At 62.4% G+C, this 19,542-nt stretch carries 10 protein-coding genes; 2 read left to right on the top strand and 8 right to left on the bottom strand.

What is annotated here, in order from left to right:
* The first annotated feature begins 65 nt into the window (after positions 1–65).
* Positions 66–4,973 (top strand): hypothetical protein, encoded by a 4,908-nt coding sequence (locus tag ACP7CJ_RS22570; protein WP_426102060.1) that lies wholly within the window; start codon positions 66–68, stop codon positions 4,971–4,973.
* Positions 4,974–5,022: 49 nt separating this feature from the next.
* On the opposite strand, the gene ACP7CJ_RS22565 is transcribed toward ACP7CJ_RS22570, so the two are convergent.
* Positions 5,023–7,398, bottom strand: coding sequence for an efflux RND transporter permease subunit (locus ACP7CJ_RS22565; protein WP_276197837.1), 2,376 nt, complete (start codon positions 7,396–7,398; stop codon positions 5,023–5,025).
* 15 nt (positions 7,399–7,413) lie between these two features.
* On the bottom strand, positions 7,414–8,454 hold the full coding sequence (locus ACP7CJ_RS22560; protein WP_276197935.1) for a WD40/YVTN/BNR-like repeat-containing protein: 1,041 nt from the start codon (positions 8,452–8,454) through the stop codon (positions 7,414–7,416).
* A gap of 310 nt (positions 8,455–8,764) precedes the next feature.
* Between ACP7CJ_RS22560 and ACP7CJ_RS22555 the strand changes: the two genes are divergently transcribed.
* Positions 8,765–9,880, top strand: coding sequence for a Gfo/Idh/MocA family protein (locus tag ACP7CJ_RS22555; protein WP_276197836.1), 1,116 nt, complete (start codon positions 8,765–8,767; stop codon positions 9,878–9,880).
* Between the two features lie 54 nt (positions 9,881–9,934).
* Here the strand turns inward: ACP7CJ_RS22555 and ACP7CJ_RS22550 are convergent, their stop codons facing one another.
* The 6 genes from ACP7CJ_RS22550 to ACP7CJ_RS22525 all read right to left on the bottom strand — a co-directional run bounded on the left by ACP7CJ_RS22550 (position 9,935) and on the right by ACP7CJ_RS22525 (position 19,534).
* On the bottom strand, positions 9,935–11,638 hold the full coding sequence (locus ACP7CJ_RS22550; RefSeq protein WP_276197835.1) for an AMP-binding protein: 1,704 nt from the start codon (positions 11,636–11,638) through the stop codon (positions 9,935–9,937).
* Positions 11,639–11,669: 31 nt separating this feature from the next.
* The gene (locus ACP7CJ_RS22545; RefSeq protein ID WP_276197834.1) at positions 11,670–12,968 is read right to left on the bottom strand and encodes an acetyl-CoA C-acetyltransferase; all 1,299 of its coding nucleotides are present in this window, start codon (positions 12,966–12,968) and stop codon (positions 11,670–11,672) included.
* Positions 12,965–13,855, bottom strand: coding sequence for a MaoC/PaaZ C-terminal domain-containing protein (locus ACP7CJ_RS22540; RefSeq protein WP_276197833.1), 891 nt, complete (start codon positions 13,853–13,855; stop codon positions 12,965–12,967). Before ACP7CJ_RS22540 ends, ACP7CJ_RS22545 begins: the two co-directional genes overlap by 4 nt.
* Before the next feature lie 3 nt (positions 13,856–13,858).
* The gene (locus ACP7CJ_RS22535) at positions 13,859–15,202 is read right to left on the bottom strand and encodes a 3-oxoacyl-ACP reductase (protein ID WP_276197832.1); all 1,344 of its coding nucleotides are present in this window, start codon (positions 15,200–15,202) and stop codon (positions 13,859–13,861) included.
* A 71-nt stretch (positions 15,203–15,273) separates the two neighbouring features.
* Positions 15,274–17,799: an acyl-CoA dehydrogenase gene (locus ACP7CJ_RS22530; protein WP_426102058.1), complete on the bottom strand. Its 2,526-nt coding sequence runs from the start codon at positions 17,797–17,799 to the stop codon at positions 15,274–15,276.
* Between the two features lie 280 nt (positions 17,800–18,079).
* Positions 18,080–19,534 carry an outer membrane protein transport protein gene (locus ACP7CJ_RS22525; protein WP_276197830.1) on the bottom strand — a complete coding sequence of 485 codons (1,455 nt, stop codon included), beginning with the start codon at positions 19,532–19,534 and terminating at the stop codon, positions 18,080–18,082.
* Between the last annotated feature and the right edge of the window lie 8 nt (positions 19,535–19,542).

The raw sequence follows: 19,542 nt of genomic DNA, 5'->3' as shown, positions 1-19,542 counted from the left end.
GCATCGGCACAACACTGCGGATTACCGTGCAAGGGCGCGTCTTTATTCAACGTAAAGGAATACCCATGCCAGACCGGAATGCCCCCCTCGCCGCCCACCCGACCCGACAAGCGGTTGAAGCTCAGTTTTTCAATCGTCCGACACTGCGCTCAGTCACCGCGCAGATGCTGGCCCGCAACCTGACGGAAAAATACCCGCCGCTGACCCATCCCCTCGCAGACCTTCGCCTGGCCGTGCCCCGCGACGGTGGCGGTCGGGCCTTGCTGCCGTTATTGGACGTCGCACTGAACCACCTTGCCGACGGCAGCTTTCCCGATGTGTCGACGCGCCAAGGCCTCGACAGCTACTTGAGCACCCCCAGCGGCACCCGGCTCAGCTATCCGGCCAATGGCTCTCGCGCCGATGAACTGCTGGTCATCGAAGCCATGATTCGAGAGCTGCCGTCGATTCTGTTTATCGGTTTTCAAGAAGCCTTGGCCGCCTATTGGGGCCAGGACAGTGGCGCCGGCGGCAGTCGCTGGCAGTGGCTGGCCGACGTGCTGCAAGGCGCGCTGCTTGACTGCGCCACGCGCCAGCCCGGTGTCGCCGCCCGCCCACTGAACATCCTCGGCACACTGGCTCGCTACCCCGACCGCGCAACCCGCGCACGCCGCCCGGCCCCCGACGACGCGATTCATGCGTATACCCTGGAAACCCATCTGACGCGGGCCGGCAGCCTGCTCACCCTGCAGGCGAGCGCGCTGCTGGTGGTGTGCCGCGAGCAGGTGTTGCTGTGTCGCCTGTCCGGTGAAATTGAGTCCTACCCCGATCTGGATACGTTCGGCCAGGCCTGGGGCGAGCACCTGCAACAGCGTTACCGTGCCGACAGCATCACCTGGCAGCAGTACGAACCCGACGGCAATATTTTCGAGGTGCAGGCCGCGCTGATCCTCAACCAGCAACTGGAGGACCTGGCCGCCATTCAACTCCCGGCCCACACCACGGTGCAGGCATTGGCGCAGCAGTTTGCCGTGGCCACCCAGCCGGCGCGTGTATTTGCCAGCGCATCCGTCACCGCGCTGGCGACCCTGTCAGCCATCCAGGCCAGCCTTCCCGACTGGCTGCAACGCGCCAGCGCCGCCGACCGCCTGGCCTACCGCGAATGCCTGCTTGAACAGGCCGGGATCAAGCGCCAGACCCTCAGTGACTCAGACTTCGATGGCCTGGAAACCCTGCGCAGCTACGCCACCGAACACTTGAACCATCAGCTGTGCCTGGACCGCTCCGTCGCCCTGGGTGGTCAACGCACCTGCAACGACGCGGCACGCGCTGCCGGTTACCGGGCAGACGATTTGACCCTGACCTTTCATGTCGCGGTGGGCAGCCTCGAGGGCGGTTACATTGAGCCGGTCACCATGAGCCTGGTGGATCTGGTGCTGAAGAACCTGTCGGCAAGCCCCAAAGGCCGCATGACGCTCAGCCATCGCACCGGCCGTGCGCTCGAAGCGTGGTTAACGCCTGACTACATCCGGCAACTGGTCGAACGTGTCGACATTGGTCAGAACTACCCCGCCTACCTGCGCCAGGAACTGATGAGCGACACCGACGCGGCGCGCAAACGCCAGCGGCTGTTCGCGCAACAGCGGCCCGTTCACCTGAAAATTCAAGCGCTGGAGCACGCGATCAAAGGCGAAGCGGGCCTGACCACGCGCGGCGTGCGCTGTGTGCGTGCGCTGATCGCCCCCAACCCGCTGGCGCGCCGGGTCGATGGCGACGAGATTGTCATCCGCACCCTGGCCTTTCTGCGCACTCCCGCTGCCACGGCGGACGTGGTGCACAACATGTTCATCATCGAACCACTCGACACCCAACGGGGGCCGCACCTGCTGTACCGTCCGGCCTATCGCGAAGCGCTGCTCGAGTTCGCCAGCCGCGCGCATCTGCTGGCGGCCATTGTGCAACCCGGCGCGCTACAGCAGAGCGTGCTGACCTGGTTGGCTGCCCCGGCCAGGGCGATCTACAGCAACGGGGGTTTTACCCAGCCGCACGCCGTGCGTATCGGTATAGGCTCGGAGTTCGACCGGCTGCCCGAGGTGCCCAAACCCGCAGCATTGGCGAAAGCCGGCGACCCGAGCAGCGACGAAATCCTGCAAGCACTCCACCAGGGCAGCCTGATGGAGTATCTGTTTGGCTGCGAAACCCGCCAGTTGCTGGACCAGGCCGAGCGCGAGTCGACGTCGACTACACAGAGCCGCTGGGCGTTGATCCTGGAAGGCATGCAGCTGGGCTTCAACACCTTGTTGATGGCCGTGCGCGGGCCGTTGGCGTCGATTGGCTGGCTGATCCAGGCGACGCAAAGCCTCACCCAGGACCTGCCCGCGCTGGAAAGCCATGACCCTAGGGCAAAGGAGCTGGCGTGGGTCGATCTACTGCTCAATATCGGCATGCTGCTGGTGCATCAAGGCGCACTTACCGCGCACACCGACACCCCGCCGCTCGAAGAACAGGCCCTGACTCGCGCGCCCTTCAGACGCCCGCCACCCGGCCAGCCCATCAGCCATCCAGCGGTGGTGAAACACGGCAGCATCGGCCTGCCCTCCGAACCACCCGGCGGTGGCCGTACTCTGTTGGACTTCGACCATTCGTTGGCCGGCGACACGGCCTGCGCCGCGCTGCTGGAGAAACTGCGCGCCGTCAACGTGCCGTGGCCCGTCCCCGCTCCCGCCCCGATCAGCATCGGGCCTCACCAAGGTTTGTACCGCATCAACGGCCGGTGGCATGCCTCGGTGGCGGGGCTGTTATTCAGGGTCAGCATTGTCCCGGGCTTTGGTGACGTGTTCATCATTCATCCAGAAAAAACCGAGCATCCCGGCATTCAGCTAAGAACTGACGGCAACGGCCATTGGTCGCTGGACCGTGGCTTCAAACTGCTAGGCGGCGGGCCCAAGCGATTGGCGGCCTTGCGCGAGGAAAACCAGCGCAGGAAAGCCGAGGTACTCGCACGCGTGCAGGCACTCGGCGAAGACATGCAGCACCTGATGGCGCCGTTCCAGGCATCCGCGACGCAGATATCACCGGCCCTGGAAGCCTTGCGCACGCAACGCAAAACCGCGCAGTTGGTGTGGAACCTGCTGCAAAAAGCGACAGACCAGCAAAGACCCGCCCTCCAAGCACGGCATCTGAAGGAAGCACTCAAGCACCAGACACTACGGACCGAGTTTCAGGTGCTGCTGGAGAACCTGGAAATGCTGTTCGCGCAATCACTGACCCCGCGCCTGGAAATGGTCCAGTTGGGCGTGGAGCTGGAAAAGGTCGGCGGCGCCGGTATGCATGTGCATGACCGCGCGAAAATCCTCAAGACGATTTGGGATCAACAACTGTTTATCCAAGAGATGCTCGTGGCGCGGTTGAACGCTGTGCGCTTTTCCGGCGCAGGCGAACCCATGGCATCGATGGCGCGTCGGATGTTCGTGAATAACTTGCTCGGCGACTCGACCGTCTACGACGAATATGTGCGCAACGCCATCGAATCCGCGAACATTCGCCAGCACATGGCCGAGGTCTCCAGCGCCATGGAGACCACCCTGGAACAGCTGGAAAGCGATTCACTGGCGGGGCGCACGATACGCCAAGAACTGCTGGCACAGATCGTGTACCCGCAGCATTTTTTCCCCGACAACCTGCGGCTCAACGCCCTGGATTACCTGGCGGCCAGCAGCGTTGAGATGACCGACGTGCGCCTGCCGCCGCAGGAAGAGCTATACGTCAAGCGCCTTGAGCAAACCGACCTGAGCGAAGTGCTGCTGTCTCACGTCGAGGTGCGCAGCAGCACCGAGTACACCCTTGCCGAACAACGGGATGTGTACGAGACCGTGCTGAAAAAGTACCGCCGTTATGAAGAGGCGATCCGCGCACTCAAGGCGCTCAACCCGAGCCGCCTGCGTCCGCAGGCCGAGCGCCTGCTGGCGGGCCTCGAATACGCCCAGGCGCTGGCGCAAAGCGAGCTGGAAGCGGTGGTGCGCAAGCAGGAAGAGCTGGAGGTGGTGCTACCGCTGTCGAAAACCCTGCGGCCCAAGGCGCCGACAAAACGCGTGTTCAAAACCCGTAAAAAAGACTATTTGATCGGCGAACTCAAACCGGCCGATGCGCAGCACACCGAGGAGCACTTCACCCTCACCGATACGCTGACCGGTGAAGCCGTTGCCTCATTCAACCCGCACGCAGACGGCTGGGCGACGACCGCCGAGCAGCCCGCCCAAGCCCCCATGCCAGCCCCGCGAGGCCGCACGCTGGCGACGCTCAAAGGCCTGGCCCAGACGCTGATCGAGCAACGCAGTGGCATTGAACGCGTCATAACCTGCGACCAGCAAAAACTTGATTCGCCCCTCACCCGCCAACAGGTCAACCCTGGCGACTGGGACGAGCTGCTCACCGGGCACGCGAACAAGCTCTGCGCACTCGCCGATGAAATCAAACGCGACCACCTCGATAAACCCTCGGCCCAGGACCTGATCGATGAATACCAGGCCCAGGCCCGCGACATGGCTCGGCTGGCGCAACGGGTGTGCAGCGAGGGCTACAAGCGTCAATGGCCGACCCAGGAGGGCCTCGAGTATCTGTGGCAGCACCAGCAGATCGATATCAACCTGACCAGCCTGGCCGACCCGCAACGGCCGACCCTCAGTGGCGACTTCTTCACCGAGTACGCGGTGTACGACAAAGCGAAAAAACCGCCGGTGGTGCTGTGGTATGCGCACTTCCATTACGCCAGCGCCGACGCCCCGCCCGCGCGCTATACCCGCGCCCACCTGAAACTGGCGGAGCAGCGTAAATACACGCAGAAGGATTTGCTCAAGCAACACGTCCAGGCCAGCTTGCGTAGCCCTGAGGAGCCGGGCGCCGAGCCGATCAGGCGGATTGTTTACGTGTTGATCACGCCGCCCGTGGACCAGTTGTTCCTGGCGATCGCGCCAGCACCGCGCGCAAGCCAGTGAGCGCGGTGTGACATTGACGGTGAGGGCGAAACCGCCCCCACCAACGCACTCAATGGGCGAATAGCGAATTGCCTTTCTGCCCGGCCAATTTCTCCGGTTTGATCAGGAACCTTGCCAGCGCCGGCAGCAGCCACAGCGCACCAAACATGTTCCACAGCAGCATGAAGGTCAGCATCAGGCCCATGTCGGCCTGGAACTTGATCGCCGAGAAGATCCAGGTACACACGCCAATCGCCAGGCACAACCCGGTAAACAGCACGGCTTTACCCGTGGATTTGAGCGTCTGGTAGTACGCCTCTTGCAGCGGCAAACCGGCGCGCAGGAAACTTTCCAGACGGCTGTAGATGTAAATGCCGTAGTCCACGCCGATCCCCACGCCCAGGGCGACCACCGGCAAGGTCGCGACCTTCACGCCAATGCCCATGAACGCCATCAGCGCGTTGCCCAGCACCGACGTCAGTACCAGCGGCAGCACGATGCACAGGGTCGCCGCCCAGGAGCGGAAGGTGATCATGCACATGGTCGCCACGCACAGGTACACCAGGGCCAGGATGGTCAGCTCCGACGCCTTGATCACCTCGTTGGTGGCCGCCTCGATCCCGGCGTTACCGGCGGCCAGGATAAATTCCAGGCCGTCCTTGTTGTTTTCCTTGGCGAAATCCTGCACCGCATGCACGGCGCGGTCGAGGGTTTCGGCCTTGTGGTCGTTGAGGAACACCAGCACCGGCGCCAGCGAACAGTTGTTGTTGTACAGGCCATCGGCGCGGGCGATGGAGTTGTTCAACACGTCCGGGTTGCGCGACAGGGTTTCCCATTTCAGGTTGCCCTCGTTCATGCCCTTGATCATCTGCTTGGACACGGTCACCAGTGAGATCGCCGACTGCACACCCTCGGTGTTCTGCATCTTCCACATCAACTGGTCGATGGGCGCCATGGCTTCATAGCGCGAACAGCCTTCGGCCTTGGTCTTGACCATCACCACCAGCACGTCGGAACTGGTGGAGTAATTGCTGATGATGAAGTTGTTGTCCTTGTTGTAGCGCGAATCCGGGCGCAGCTCTGGCGCGCCTTGATCCAAGTCGCCGATCTTGAGGTTCTGGCTGTACCAGAGGCCGCCGCCAAACGCGACCAGCGCCAGGGCGACGGAAATCGGCGCGACTTTCGGGCTGGCGAAATTCGACAGCAGGCGCCAGAACGGGTGTTCGCGATTCGCGTCTTTCTTGCTCCTGGCGATGGCGCGCTTGCTGATACCGGCATAGGAAATCGCCACCGGCAGCAGGATCAGGTTGGTAAACACGATCACCGCCACGCCGATGGACGCGCCGATGGCCAGTTCCCGGATCACGCCGATGTCGATGATCAACAGCGTAATGAAACCCACCGCATCCGCCAGAATCGCGATCATCCCCGGCAGGAACAGTTGGCGGAAGGTACGCCGTGCGGCCGTCAGCGCGTTGTCCGCGTCGCTCGATTGCAGGGCAATACCGTTGATCTTCTGCACACCGTGGGAAATACCGATGGCAAAGATCAGGAACGGCACCAGCATCGAATACGGGTCGAGCCCAAAGCCGAAGAAGTGCATCAAACCCAGTTGCCAGACCACGGCCACCAACGTGGTGCTCAACACCGCGACGGTGCTGCGCAAGCAGTTGGTGAACCACAGCAATAGAACCAGGGTGATGACGAAGGCAATGCCGAAGAACAGCACGACCATCACCAGCCCGTCGATCAGGTCGCCGACCTTCTTGGCGAAACCGACGATGTGGATCTTGACGTTGGGGTTCTGCGCTTCGAATTTGGTGCGGATCTTGTCCTCCAATTCATGGGAGAACTTCCGGTAGTCCAGCGCCAGCAACTTGCCCTGGTCCTGCGGGTCCGGGTAGGACTCCAGCAGCGGGATGTCGACGATGCTCGACTTGAAGTCGTTGGACACCAGCCGCCCGACCTGGCCGGACTTGAGCACGTTGTTGCGCAACTGATCGAGGCTTTGCGGCGAACCGTTGTAGCTCTGCGGGATCACTTCACCGCCGGCAAAACCTTCTTCGGTCACTTCGGTCCAGCGCACGCTGGGGCTCCACAGCGACTTGAGGCCCGAACGGTCGACGCCGGAGATGTAGAACACCTCGTCGTTGATCTGCCGCAGGGTCTCCATGTAGTCCTTGGTGAAGATGTCACCGTCCTTGGCCTCCACCGAAATACGTACCGTGTTGCCCAGGTTGGCCAGGTCGTTGCGGTGCTCCATCATCTTCTCGATGAAGGGGTGCTTGAGCGGGATCATCTTTTCAAAGCTGGTGGATGGGCGAATCAACGTCGCCTGCCAGAACAGGAAAATGCTCACCAGCAGGCAGATGACGATCACTGCCGGGCGGTTGTTGAAGATCAGGCGCTCAAGAAAGGTCGCTTTATCGTTGTGATGACTGCTCATTCTTTCCCCGCCTTCTTATTGTTTTGTGGGTTCGGCGCCGGTTGGCGTAGCAACACGAACACCACCCTGCCCGACCAGAACCAAGTTGCCATTGCCCGCCGCCGTCACCGCCGAGAGTGAAATACGGTCCGGGCGATTGAACACGCTGAAGGTCTGGCCGTCGTCATGGCTGACCACCACGCTGCCGCCGTTGCCAACCACCACCAGCGCGCCGTCAGCGAGCAAGGTCGCCCCGGACAAGCCGAACTCCAGGGCGCCGCGCGCCGCCTTCAGTTCGACCTGCTCCCAGGTGCTGCCGAAATCCGTGGAGCGGTAGAGGTTGCCGCGCAAGCCGTAGGCCAACAGGGTGTGCGGTTGGGCGGTGGCGATCACGCCGAACAGCGAGCCCTTGTAGGGGCCTTCGAGTTTTTCCCAGGTCTGGCCGTCGTCGCTGGAGCGGAACATGCTGCCCTGCTCGCCGACGATAAACAGGCCGGCGTCCTTGATAGAGGCGATGGCGTTGAGGTGGAACTGGTCTTCGTTGTCGAGGCGGTCGCTGACGTCCTCCCAGGTTTTACCGCCGTCGGTGGTTTCGATCAGCGCCCCGTAGGCGCCGACGGCGAGGCCGTGGTGGGCGTCGTTGAACCACACGTCGAGCAACGGTGCTTCGCGCTTGAGGTCCTGGTATTGCTGGGTCCAGGTGGCGCCGCCGTCGGTGCTGGCCAGGATCTGCGCATCGTGGCCGACGGCCCAACCTTGCTGGTCATCGACAAAAAACACCGCCGTGAGCAACTGGCGGGTGGGGACTTTGGCTTGGGTCCAGGTGCTGCCCTGGTCATCGGAATAGAGGATATGCCCGCGATCACCGACCGCCACCAGACGCGAGCCTGCGTGGACTACGTCGATCATCAGGCCTTTGGCAGCCTTGGGGGATTCAATCGCCAACACCGGCTGTAAGGGGGTATCGCTGGCTGCCAGCACGAGTGCCGGCAACGCGGCACCTGCAAACAGCGAGAGCGCTGTGGCCAGCAACGCAACCCTGCGTGCGGCGCGTGGGCGGCAAACAACCCAACCCATGACAGGCTCACTCATAGACCTTTCTCCCATTTATTATTGTTAGGTCGTCTTACCTTCCCGGGCTCTGAAACCTGCAATCTAGAGCGCCTAGAGGAAGCAGGGGCCATCCTATCGGGGTTTCGAATCGTCTGACAATCGACGCTACGTTATCTTTTGTTAACTGGCGGCTTTTGGCCATGCGCTGAATGTAACCACATCAACCGCAATGATGCGGGCGCAGGAATGAATTATTTTTTCCACATCTTGAATTATTTGAATTTATATTCCATTAATAGCCTCCCTGAAAACAATAATCCAAAGGACCACGGCGATGCGCGAACTCGGAATCGGCCTGATCGGCACTGGCTTCATGGGCCGTGCCCATGCCTTGGCGTTCAATAACGCCCGCACGGTATTTGAACTGCCGGTCAGCCTCAAACTGGCCGCCCTGGCCGATGCCGACACCGAACGCGCCCAGCGCTGCGCCAACGCCTGGGGGTTTGCCCAGGCCCATGGCGACTGGCACGCACTGGTCAACGACCCCACGGTCGATGTGGTGGCGATCACCACGCCGAACCATTTGCACTACCCCATGGCCATGGCCGCGATCGCTGCCGGCAAGGCGGTGTACTGCGAAAAACCCCTGGCCGTCAGCCTGGAGCAGGCCGACGCGATGCGCCGTGCGGCCAGTGCGGCGGGTGTGGTGACGCGAGTCGGCTACAACTACCAGCACAACCCGATGATCGGGTGGGCAAAGCAGATCATCGCCAATGGTGAACTGGGCGAAATCATCAGTTTCCAGGGCGAGTTCAGCGAAGACTTCATGGCCGACCCGGCCTCACCCTGGTCGTGGCGCTGTGAAGTGGAACACGCCGGAGGCGCCCTGGCGGACCTGGGCAGTCACTTGCTGTCGATGGCACGCTATCTGGTGGGCGATGTGGTCAGCGTGTGTGCCGATACGCAGACCGTGCATGCCCTGCGCCCAGCCGTCAAAGGCGGCGACACACTCAAATCCATCGCCGTGGATGACCAGGTGCACGCCCTGTTGCGCTTCGCCAACGGCGCGCGCGGCACGGTGAGCAGCAGTTGGCTCAAGCACGGCTACAAGAACCACCTGGGTTTTGAGATCAGCGGGACTCAAGGCACGTTGGCCTTCGATCAGGAGCGTTTGAATGAACTGCGCCTGTGCCGCAAGGGCCAGGACGGTTTCCAACGCTTGCTGGCCGGCCCCGCCCTGCCCGGCTACGCGGCATTCAGCCCGGCCGCCGGCCACCAACTGGGCTACAACGAATTGAAAACGCTGGAAGTGCAGGAGTTGATCATGGCCGTGGCCGGCCAAGGTGCGGACGGCAGCGACTTTGAAGCGGCGTGGGCGGTCGAGCGGCTGGCGACGGCGATTCGGGTGGCGGCTCGGGAACAACGCTGGGTCAACATCAACGCAGTCTGAAAATGTGGGAGGGGGCTTGCACCCTCCCACATTTAGATCACCTACAGATTCAAATTAGCGTAGCGCGCGGCGCAGCACCTTGCCCACTGTGGTCTTCGGCAATTCGGTGCTGCGAAACTCCACGTACCTCGGTACCTTGTACCCCGTCAGGTATTCCCGGCAATGGGCCAGGATCTGTGCCTGGGTCAGGTTCGGGTCCTTGCGCACCACGATGATCTTCACCCGCTCGCCGGTCACGCCATCTTCCACGCCGATCGCCGCCACTTCACCGACGCCGGGGTGCAATGCCACCACGTCTTCGATTTCATTGGGGTACACGTTGAAGCCCGAGACCAGGATCAGGTCCTTCTTACGGTCGACCAGGCGGATATAGCCGCGCACATCCATCACCCCGATATCACCGGTCGACAGCCAGCCCTCGGCATCCAGCACCTCGGCGGTTTCCTTGGGCCGCTTCCAGTAGCCCTGCATCACCTGCGGGCCGCGCACTTGCAGTTCGCCCTGCTCGCCAAGCTCGGCCAACTGGCCGTCTTCACGCATAAAACGCACCCAGGTCGATGGCAAGGGCACGCCGATGCTGCCGGTGAATTCCATCTCGCGCATGCGTGAAATATCGATGGGGCTGATGCTCACCACCGGCGAGCATTCGGTCAGCCCGTAGCCTTCGATGATCGGCAGCCCAGTGACTGCCTTCCAGCGCTTGGCCACTGCCGTGTGCGTGGCCATGCCGCCGGCGATCACCATGCGCAGGGCGGAGAAGTCCCGCGCACAAAACTCCTGGTTCTCCAGCAGGCCGTTAAACAGCGTGTTGACCCCGGCAATCCCGTTGAAGCGCTCCTTACGCAGGATCATCTGCACGCGTTTCACGTCCCGCGGGTTGGCGATCAGGATGTTGCGCCCGCCCAGGCACATGAACATCAGGCAGTTCACCGTCAGGGAAAAGATGTGATACAGCGGCAGCAAGGTGACGTTGGTTTCCTGCTGATCCTGGTCCAATTGGTTGCCGACCCAGGCCTTGGCCTGCAGCAGGTTGGCGATGATATTGCGGTGGCTGAGCATCACGCCCTTGGCGTCACCCGTGGTGCCGCCGGTGTATTGCAGGAAGGCCAGGTCGTCGAGGTGCATGTCCACCGGAAAATGGTTCAGTGCCTGTCCTTGTTTCAGCGCCTGATTGAACCGCACCGACCCGCGCAGGCTGAACTTGGGCACCTGCTTCTGCACGCGGCGCAGGATGAAGTTCATCGCCGCGCCCTTGAAGGTGCCGAGCAAGTCGCCGATGGCCGCCACCACCACGCGCTTGACGCTGCTGCCGGGGATGACTTTTTCCAGGGTGTGGGCGAAGTTTTCGAAAATCACCACGGTCTCGGCGCCGCTGTCCTTGAGCAAATGCTTGAGCTCATGGGCGGTGTACAGCGGGTTGACGTTGACCACCACCGCACCGGCCAGGATCGTGCCCAGCAGGCAGATCGGGTACTGCAAGCAGTTGGGCATCATCAGCGCCACGCGGTCGCCCGTCTTCACGCCCTGGCCCTGCAGCCAGGCGGCAAACGCGACGCCTTGCACCTGCCAGTCGGCGTAGGTCATTTCAGTGCCGATGCTGACGTAGGCGACCCGCTCGCGGAATTTTTCCAGGTGCTCCAGGAACACCTCGCGCAGCGACGGGTAGTCCTCGATAGCGGCATCGATGTCCGCCGGGACGCCGGGCAAGTAAGCGTTCAACCACACCCGTTCAGTGTGTTCCAGGCTGATAGCGTTCATGGCAGTCTCCTTGTTGTTGTTTTTGATAGCGCTACTTTTCGACGATGGCGGTAATGCCCAGCCCGCCCGCCGCACAGATCGAAATCAGGCCGCGACCGCCGCCGCGCTCGTGAATGGCCTTGGCCAACGCCGCTAATTGCCGGCCGCCAGTGGCGGCGAAAGGATGACCGCAGCCCAGGGAGCCACCGTTGACGTTCATCTTCGCGCGGTCGATGACGCCCAGCGGTGCGTCCAGCCCCAGCCGTTCGCGGCAGTAGTCGGCGTCTTCCCAGGCCTTGAGTGTGCAGAGCACCTGGGCGGCGAACGCTTCGTGAATCTCGAAGAAATCGAAGTCGGCCAAGCCCAGGCCTTCGCGCTTGAGCATGCGTGGCACGGCGTAGGCCGGGGCCATCAGCAGGCCTTCGCTGCCGTCGACAAAATTCACCGCCGCCGTCTCGCCAGTGCGCAGGTAGGCCAATACCGGCCAGCCGTGTTCGGCGGCCCACGCCTCGCTGGCGAGCAACACCACCGAGGCGCCATCGGTCAGGGGCGTGGAATTGCCCGCCGTGAGCGTGCCATGTTGCCGATCGTAAGCCGGGGCCAGGCCGGCGAGTTTTTCCAGGCCGGTGTCGGCGCGCAGGTTGTTATCCCGCGCCAGGCCGCGATGGGGGCTGATCAGGTCGTCGAAGAAGCCGCGCCGGTAGGCCGCGTCCAGGCGTTGGTGGCTGGTGAGGGTCAATTCATCCTGGGCCAGGCGCTTGATCTGCCAGCGCTTGGCCATTTCTTCGCAGTGCTCGCCCATGGACAGGCCGGTGCGCGGCTCGCCATTGCGCGGCAGCAGCGGCTTGAAGAACATCGACGGACGCACCTTCAGCAGCGCCTTGACCTTGTCGCCCAGGGCCTTGGCGCGATTGGCCGCGAGCAAGGTGTGACGCAGTGCTTCATTGATGCCGATGGGAGCGTCGGACGTGGTGTCGGCGCCGCCGGCGATGCCCACCTCGATCTGGCCGAGGGCGATTTTATTCGCCACCAGCAAGGCCGCTTCCAGGCCGGTGCCGCAGGCTTGTTGCAGGTCGTAGGCCGGGGTTTGCGCGGACAGCGTGGTCGATAACAGCGACTCACGCGCCAGGTTGAAATCCCGCGCGTGCTTGATCACCGCGCCAGCGGCAAACTCGCCCAGGCGCTGGCCGTGCAGGTTGTAGCGGTCGACCAGGCCTTGCAGCGCCGCCACCAGCAAATCCTGATTGCTGTCGTGGGCATACACCGTGTTGGAACGGGCAAACGGAATACGGTTGCCGCCGATGATCGCCACACGGCGAGTCGGGGCCGGGTTGAAGCTGTAGTCACTCATTTAAGGCTCTCATTCCAGATGAACAACCCGCGCATATGGGGTCTATCCCCGGCAACATTGCGCACTTCAAATTCACGGCGCGGGCCGGTTACCGGGCGATTCCACAGGGCAACCTGGCCGGGCAGGAAGATCGGCAGCTTGAAGTCGCAATGGGCTTCGGCCTGGTCCAGGCCACCGGGTGGCTGCTGGGCGGCCAACGCGCGGCCCAGGGTCCACATGCCATGGGCGATGGCGCGGCGAAAGCCAAACAGTTTCGCGCCGATCAACGAGGTGTGGATCGGGTTGAAATCCCCCGAAACAGCGGCAAAACGCCGCCCCAAATCGGCTGGCAGCACCCAGCGCTGGGTGCGCAGCAGGCCCTCTTGCTGTAACGGCAGTCCGTCATTCCAAGGCTCCCCCAAGGGATTTTTAATCTCCCGGCGCAGGTACAGGCTGTCGCTTTCCCACACCAGGGTGCCGGCACTGTAGGCGCGGGTCGCGATGCTCAAGGCCTGCCCTTTGGGGTGGGCGACCCAGCGCTCGCAAAACACTTCCAGGCGCAGGGCCTGGCCTTCGTGCAAGCGCTGCTGCTGACGAATACGGTTGGCCAGGTGGACCATGCCGCTGGCCGGGTATGGGAAGCTCGGCCGGGTCAGCAACATCAGGTGCAACGGGAACGCCAGCACATGGGGATAGGACAGCGGCACGCCCTGCTCACGCCGGAAACCACAGGCGCGGCCATAGGTGGCGATGTCGGCGGCCGACAACGCCACCGCCGAACGTACCAGGCGCGCCTTGGGCAACTCAGGCGCGCCGTCGAGCTTGGGTTTGCGCAAGGCGCGCACGCTGTCCAGCAGCAACTCGATGCGCGACGGCGGCGGGTCGATGATCTGCGTCAAGTAGTCCATGATTCAAGCTCCCAGCAGGCTTTGGCCGCACACGCGCACGACTTGGCCGTTGACGCCGCCGGACGCCGGGTGAGCCAGCCAGGCGATGGTTTCGGCCACGTCGGTCGGCTGGCCGCCCTGGGACAGCGAATTCATGCGCCGCCCCGCTTCGCGGATCAACAGCGGGATCTTTGCGGTCATCTGGGTTTCGATAAACCCGGGCGCCACCGCATTCACCGTGACCTGTTGCGCCGCCGCTAGCGGTGCCAGGCCATGGACCAGGCCGATAACCCCGGCCTTGGACGTGGCGTAGTTGCTTTGCCCAAGGTTGCCGGCGATGCCGGAAATCGACGACACACACACGATCCGCCCACCGGGGTTCAAGCCCTGGCCTTCCAGCAGCGCGTTACTCAGTTGCAACGGCGCTTCCAGGTTGACCGCCAACACACTGCGCCAGGCCACTTCGGTCATCTTGGCGATGGTCTTGTCGCGGGTGATCCCGGCGTTATGTACCACCACGTCGAAGGCGCCATATTGGCTGACATGCGCCTGCAACAGCGACACCGCCTCCGCTGCGGTGATGTCCAGCGCCAGCGCGGAGCCAGCAACACTGGCGGCGGCCTGCTGCAGCGCGTTCTGCGCCTGAGGCACGTCCACGCACACGACATGCGCGCCGTCCCGCGCCAACACCTGGGCAATCGCCAAGCCGATACCACGGGAAGCGCCGGTGACCAGGGCGCGTCGACCGGCGAAGGGCTTGTCCCAGTTGACCGCCACCGGGCCGTCCACCGGCTTTTCCAGGCGCACCACCTGCCCCGACACATAGGCCGAACGGCGCGACAGAAAGAAGCGCAGACTGCTGTCCAAGGCGTCTTCGGCCCCCGGCGCGACGTAGATCAATTGCACGGTGATCGCCCGGCGCAGTTCCTTGGCCAACGAACGCACCAAGCCTTCAAGGGCGCGCTGGGCGATGGCCTGGGGCAAATCCTTGCAGTGTTCCGGGGCGGTGCCGAGCACCACCACGCGGCCATGCTGGGCGAGGCGCTTAGCGTTGGCGTGGAAAAATACGTAGAGCTCATCGAGCTGCTGCAGGTCGACTACGCCGGTGGCATCGAACACCGCCCCCTGCACCTTGACCGTGGACGGCGCCTTGAGGGTCGCCGCCGTGGCGGCGACCGTGTCGGTGGCGCTGAAAATCTGTTGCACTTGCGCAGTCAGGCGCCCTGCCCCAGCGACGATCACCGGGTTGGCCAGGCCTTGCTGGCCACTGCGATGGCGTTGCAGCGGCAACGGTTGCGGCAGGCCGATGGCCTGGGCCAGGCGTCGGCCCCAGGGGGAATTGACGAACGAAAGGTAGCTGTCACTCATATAAACATCCACTCTCAATACGGTATCGGCATGAGCGCCCGAGCCATCTGGGCGCGTTCATTCAGTGCCACTCAATTGACCGAAGCATTCTCGCCCTGGCTGGTACGACGCTTGGTGGACGGTTCCAACACGTGCTTACGTTGCTGCAACGCCTCCAGCAGGCCGAAGTCCTGCGGGAAGTCGTCGACCTGGATGGCATGGTCGGCATATTCCACATAGCGCGCGAGCAAGGCGTCTTCATCGCTGCTGATCAAGTCCAGCGCCCGCGCCTTGACGCGCCAGGCGGCAAAGGCCGTGGCGGCGATCGGCATCGGTTCAAGCAAGCCCTGCTTGACCGCAGGCTTGAGCCGCGCATCGATCAGCTCCACCTGCGGCACCAGGCGGAAAGCCAATTCGCCGTAGGCCAGCTTGTCGATTTCCGGACGTGGGATGTAGGAATTGGCCAGCAAGCGCTCACGGGTTTCGCCGGGGGTCTGCACCACATCCGCCACCTGAGCCAGCAGCCGATCCGAGGGTTTGCGCAACGGGATGCCAAACGGAAAACTCAAGCCGCGCACCAGCGCTGCCGCGGCTTTCGACGGATAGTTATCGAGTGTTTCGGCGAGGGCTTCATGGGCGCGCAGCAACGCATCCTGGGCCGACCAATGCACCAGCGGCAAATCCGCCTGCGGCCGGCCGTCATCTTCAAAGCGCTTGAGCACGCAGGACAGGATGTACAACTGCGACAGAATATCGCCCAGACGCCCGGTGATACTTTCCTTGCGCTTGAGCGCACCGCCGAGCACGCCCATGGAAACATCCGAGATCAACGCCAGCACCACCGACAGCCGATTGGCCTGGCGATAGTAGGACGCCAACGCCGGGTCGGTCTTGACCGGGGCGCCAATCAAGCGCCCGCCGGTCAACGCATGCACCGCTGCGCGTGTGGTGTTGGCCAGGACAAAGCTCACATGGCCGAACATCGCACGGTCGAACGCCTCCAGCGCCTTGCGCCGGTCGGGGTTACGCGCGGCCTCCATCTCGCGGAACACATAGGGATGGCAACGAATCAGGCCCTGGCCAAAGATGATCAGGCAGCGCGTCATGATGTTCGCGCCTTCCACCGTGATCGCAATCGGGCTTTGTTGATAAGCACGGGCCAGGAAGTTATTCGGGCCCATACAGATGCCCTTGCCCGCGACGATATCCATGCCGTCGTTGACGATCATCCGCGCACGTTCGGTGACGTGGTACTTGGCGATGGCGGAAATCACCGAGGGTTTTTCCCCCGCATCCAGGGACGCCACCGACACCTTGCGCACCGCATCGCAGGCATACAAATGCCCGGCCATGCGCGCCAACGGCGCCTGCACGCCCTCGAACTTGCCGATGGGCAGGCCGAACTGTTTGCGCATCGCCGCATAGGCACTGGTGCCGCGTACCGCGACCTTGCCCAGGCCGACGTTGGCCGATGGCAGGGAAATCGCCCGGCCGGCCGCCAGGCATTCCATCAACATGCGCCAGCCGTTGCCGACTTGTTCGCGGCCACCGATCACCCACTCCAGGGGAATGAACACATCCTTGCCGGTGGTGGGACCGTTCTGAAACACCGCGTTGAGCGGCCAGTGACGGCGACCGCTGTTGACGCCGGGATGGGACGTCGGGATCAGCGCACAGGTGATCCCCAGCGAGCCGGGCTGCCCGAGCAAGCCATCCGGGTCTTCGGCGCGAAACGCCAGGCCGAGCACCGTGGCAATCGGCCCAAGGGTGATGTAGCGCTTGTCCCAGGTCACCTTGAAACCCAGCACTTCCTCGCCTTCGTGCAGACCTTTGCAGACGATGCCCAGGTCTGGAATCGCCCCGGCGTCGGAACCGGCATACGGGCTGGTCAGCGCGAAACACGGGATGTCTTCGCCACGCGCCAGGCGCGGCAGGTAGTAATTGCGCTGGGCATCGGTGCCGTAATGCAGCAGCAGTTCCGCCGGGCCCAGGGAGTTGGGCACCATCACCGAAATCGCTGCCGCCGAGCAGCGTGTCGACAGCTTCATCACCACTTGCGAATGCGCGTAGTGGGAGAAGCCTTTGCCGCCGTACTGCTTGGGAATGATCATGCCGAGGAAACCGGCGTCCTTGGTGTACTGCCAGCCTTCGGGGGACATGTCTTGCCAGACCTGGGTGGTTTCCCAGTCGTTGGCGATGTCGCACAGGGTTTCGACTTCATTGTCGAGGAACGCTTGTTCCTCGACGCTGAGGCTGGCCGGCGCGGCTTGCAGCAAGCGTTGCCAGTCGGGTTTGCCGCTGAACAGCTCGGCGTCCCACCACACGGTGCCAGACTCAATGGCCGCGCGCTCAGTGTCGGACATCGCCGGCATAATTGTACGAAACAGGCTCAGAGCCTTGTTGGTCAACAGGCTGCGACGCAGCGGTTTGACTGTCATCAACAACGCGGGCAACACCACCAACAGCGCCACGACGGTGGTGCCGAAAACGGCGACCACGTTGAACAGGTAGCCGGCCGCCAGCCAGGCCAGGCCGGCGCCCAGCCAGTGGATAGCGGCGGCTTGTCGATACGCCAGGGCAATCGCGGCTGCGAAACCCACCAATAACCAGATCATCATGGGGATACCTCTACTCGATTCAGGGTGTGGCAAACGCTTGTGCAGATCGATATGAACTGCGGCGTAGGGCCACACTAGAAACTTGGAAAGCTAAATTAAAATTTAGTTTTGAAATTTTTATTTAATGCTTAGACGAAACAATCAGCGGCTGAATGACTCAGCCGCCACGGTCGGCAGGTGAAAAAATCGGCCCCGCTTGCGTGCGCCCAGTGATGAACAGAAACTCAGGATGCGGGCACCCGGATGCGCCAGGTGCCCTCTCCTTAGTCCCTCAACTGCGTCAGAACTTGTACGTCGCGGACAGGCTGACCACATCACCGGACGACTCCGCCTTGCCATCAAGGCTTGCGCCCCCCAGGCGATCGACATTCTTGGTTTTCAGATTGACCTCCTGCACGAACTGGTGGGAATAGGCAACATCAACACTCAAACCTTTAACCTGCTTGACCTCGTACCCGGCCCCCAGCGACAGGAATGTACGATCACCGTCCGGGATCCGTGGGTCACGGGTTGAGTTGCGAGTCGGCGTCTGGTCAAGCGCTACCCCCGCACGCAATGTCAGCTCGTCAGTGACACGGTAGTCACCCCCGAGGGAGTACATCCAACTGTTTTTGTAGTTATAGGGAATCGACACAATGGTCATGTCACCGGACTTCAGCGTCAGGTCCTTGAACGACGACCATTCGGTCCAGGTCACGCTCGCCCCCATCGTGAAGCGATCGTTGAACTGGTGCACCCAGTCCAAGCCAGCAGTGGCTGGGATGTCCAACTGAGTACTGGCATGGGCACCGTCAGGTTGCAGTTCCAACCCAGGGTATGCCGTATTGACCAGCGTGCCGCTGCCGCCAAATGGGCTCGGTTGGGTCATCAGGTTGTAGGAGAACTTATCGGCATAAATGTTGTATTTGCCGGTCATCTTGTTCTTGATTTTGGCGTGGTAGTTCAAGCCCAGCGTATCTTGATCCGTCGGCTTCCATACGACACCGGTAAACCAGCCGACCGAAACGTTATCGACCTTGACGCGCATCAACGCAGTACCGACATCCGATGGGAAATTGATGCCGCCAAGCACCGAGTTGGAAACGGCCGCGGCGGACAACAAGTCGATGTTCTGGCTGACAAAGCCCTTGCTGTGTTGCACGATCAGGCCGCCACCGATAGCGAACTGGTCGTTGACTTTGAACGACAGGGAGCCCGTCAGGCCTATGGTTTCAATCTTGGTATCAACAGCGAAGTCACGCAGCTTGGAGTCTTCATCCCAAGTGGAACGCATGCCTTGCGGCACGACTTGGCTCAAGCCGAAAGCAAACCGATCACCCAGGGGCATTACCATGAAACCGGTCGGCAACCAGGCCGTAAACCCACCTTCGCCGCCGTCGTTGTTATTGACGGTGGTGGCCGTGGAATCGGGGAAACCATTTGCGTCCAACGGGGTACTGGAAATCGGATTACCCGCATAGTCGGAAGCAGTGCCTTTGTATTTGATCTTGATGCGCGCGTAATCAACCGTCATCTGCGCGACATTCTGGTCAACAAACGCCATGGCCGCCGGGTTGTTATAGGCAGAACTTGGATCGTTCTTAAATAGCGAGCCACCGGCAAACGCCCTGCCCCAGCCTGGCGCGCCATACGTCGGTGTGGAGAAGCCCCCGGCCTGCACCGGGGCGGCAACTATCACCCCTCCGATTAACGCCAACCCCAGCAAAACCCGCATCTGTTGTTTTTTATTATTCATACGGCACT

Origin of the sequence: Pseudomonas sp. PSPC3-2, from assembly GCF_049897085.1 — a bacterium.
Classification (GTDB): Bacteria; Pseudomonadota; Gammaproteobacteria; order Pseudomonadales; family Pseudomonadaceae; genus Aquipseudomonas; species Aquipseudomonas paraveronii.
The sequence above is the reverse complement of the archived record's forward strand: the minus strand, read 5'-3'. Positions and strand labels throughout refer to the sequence as shown.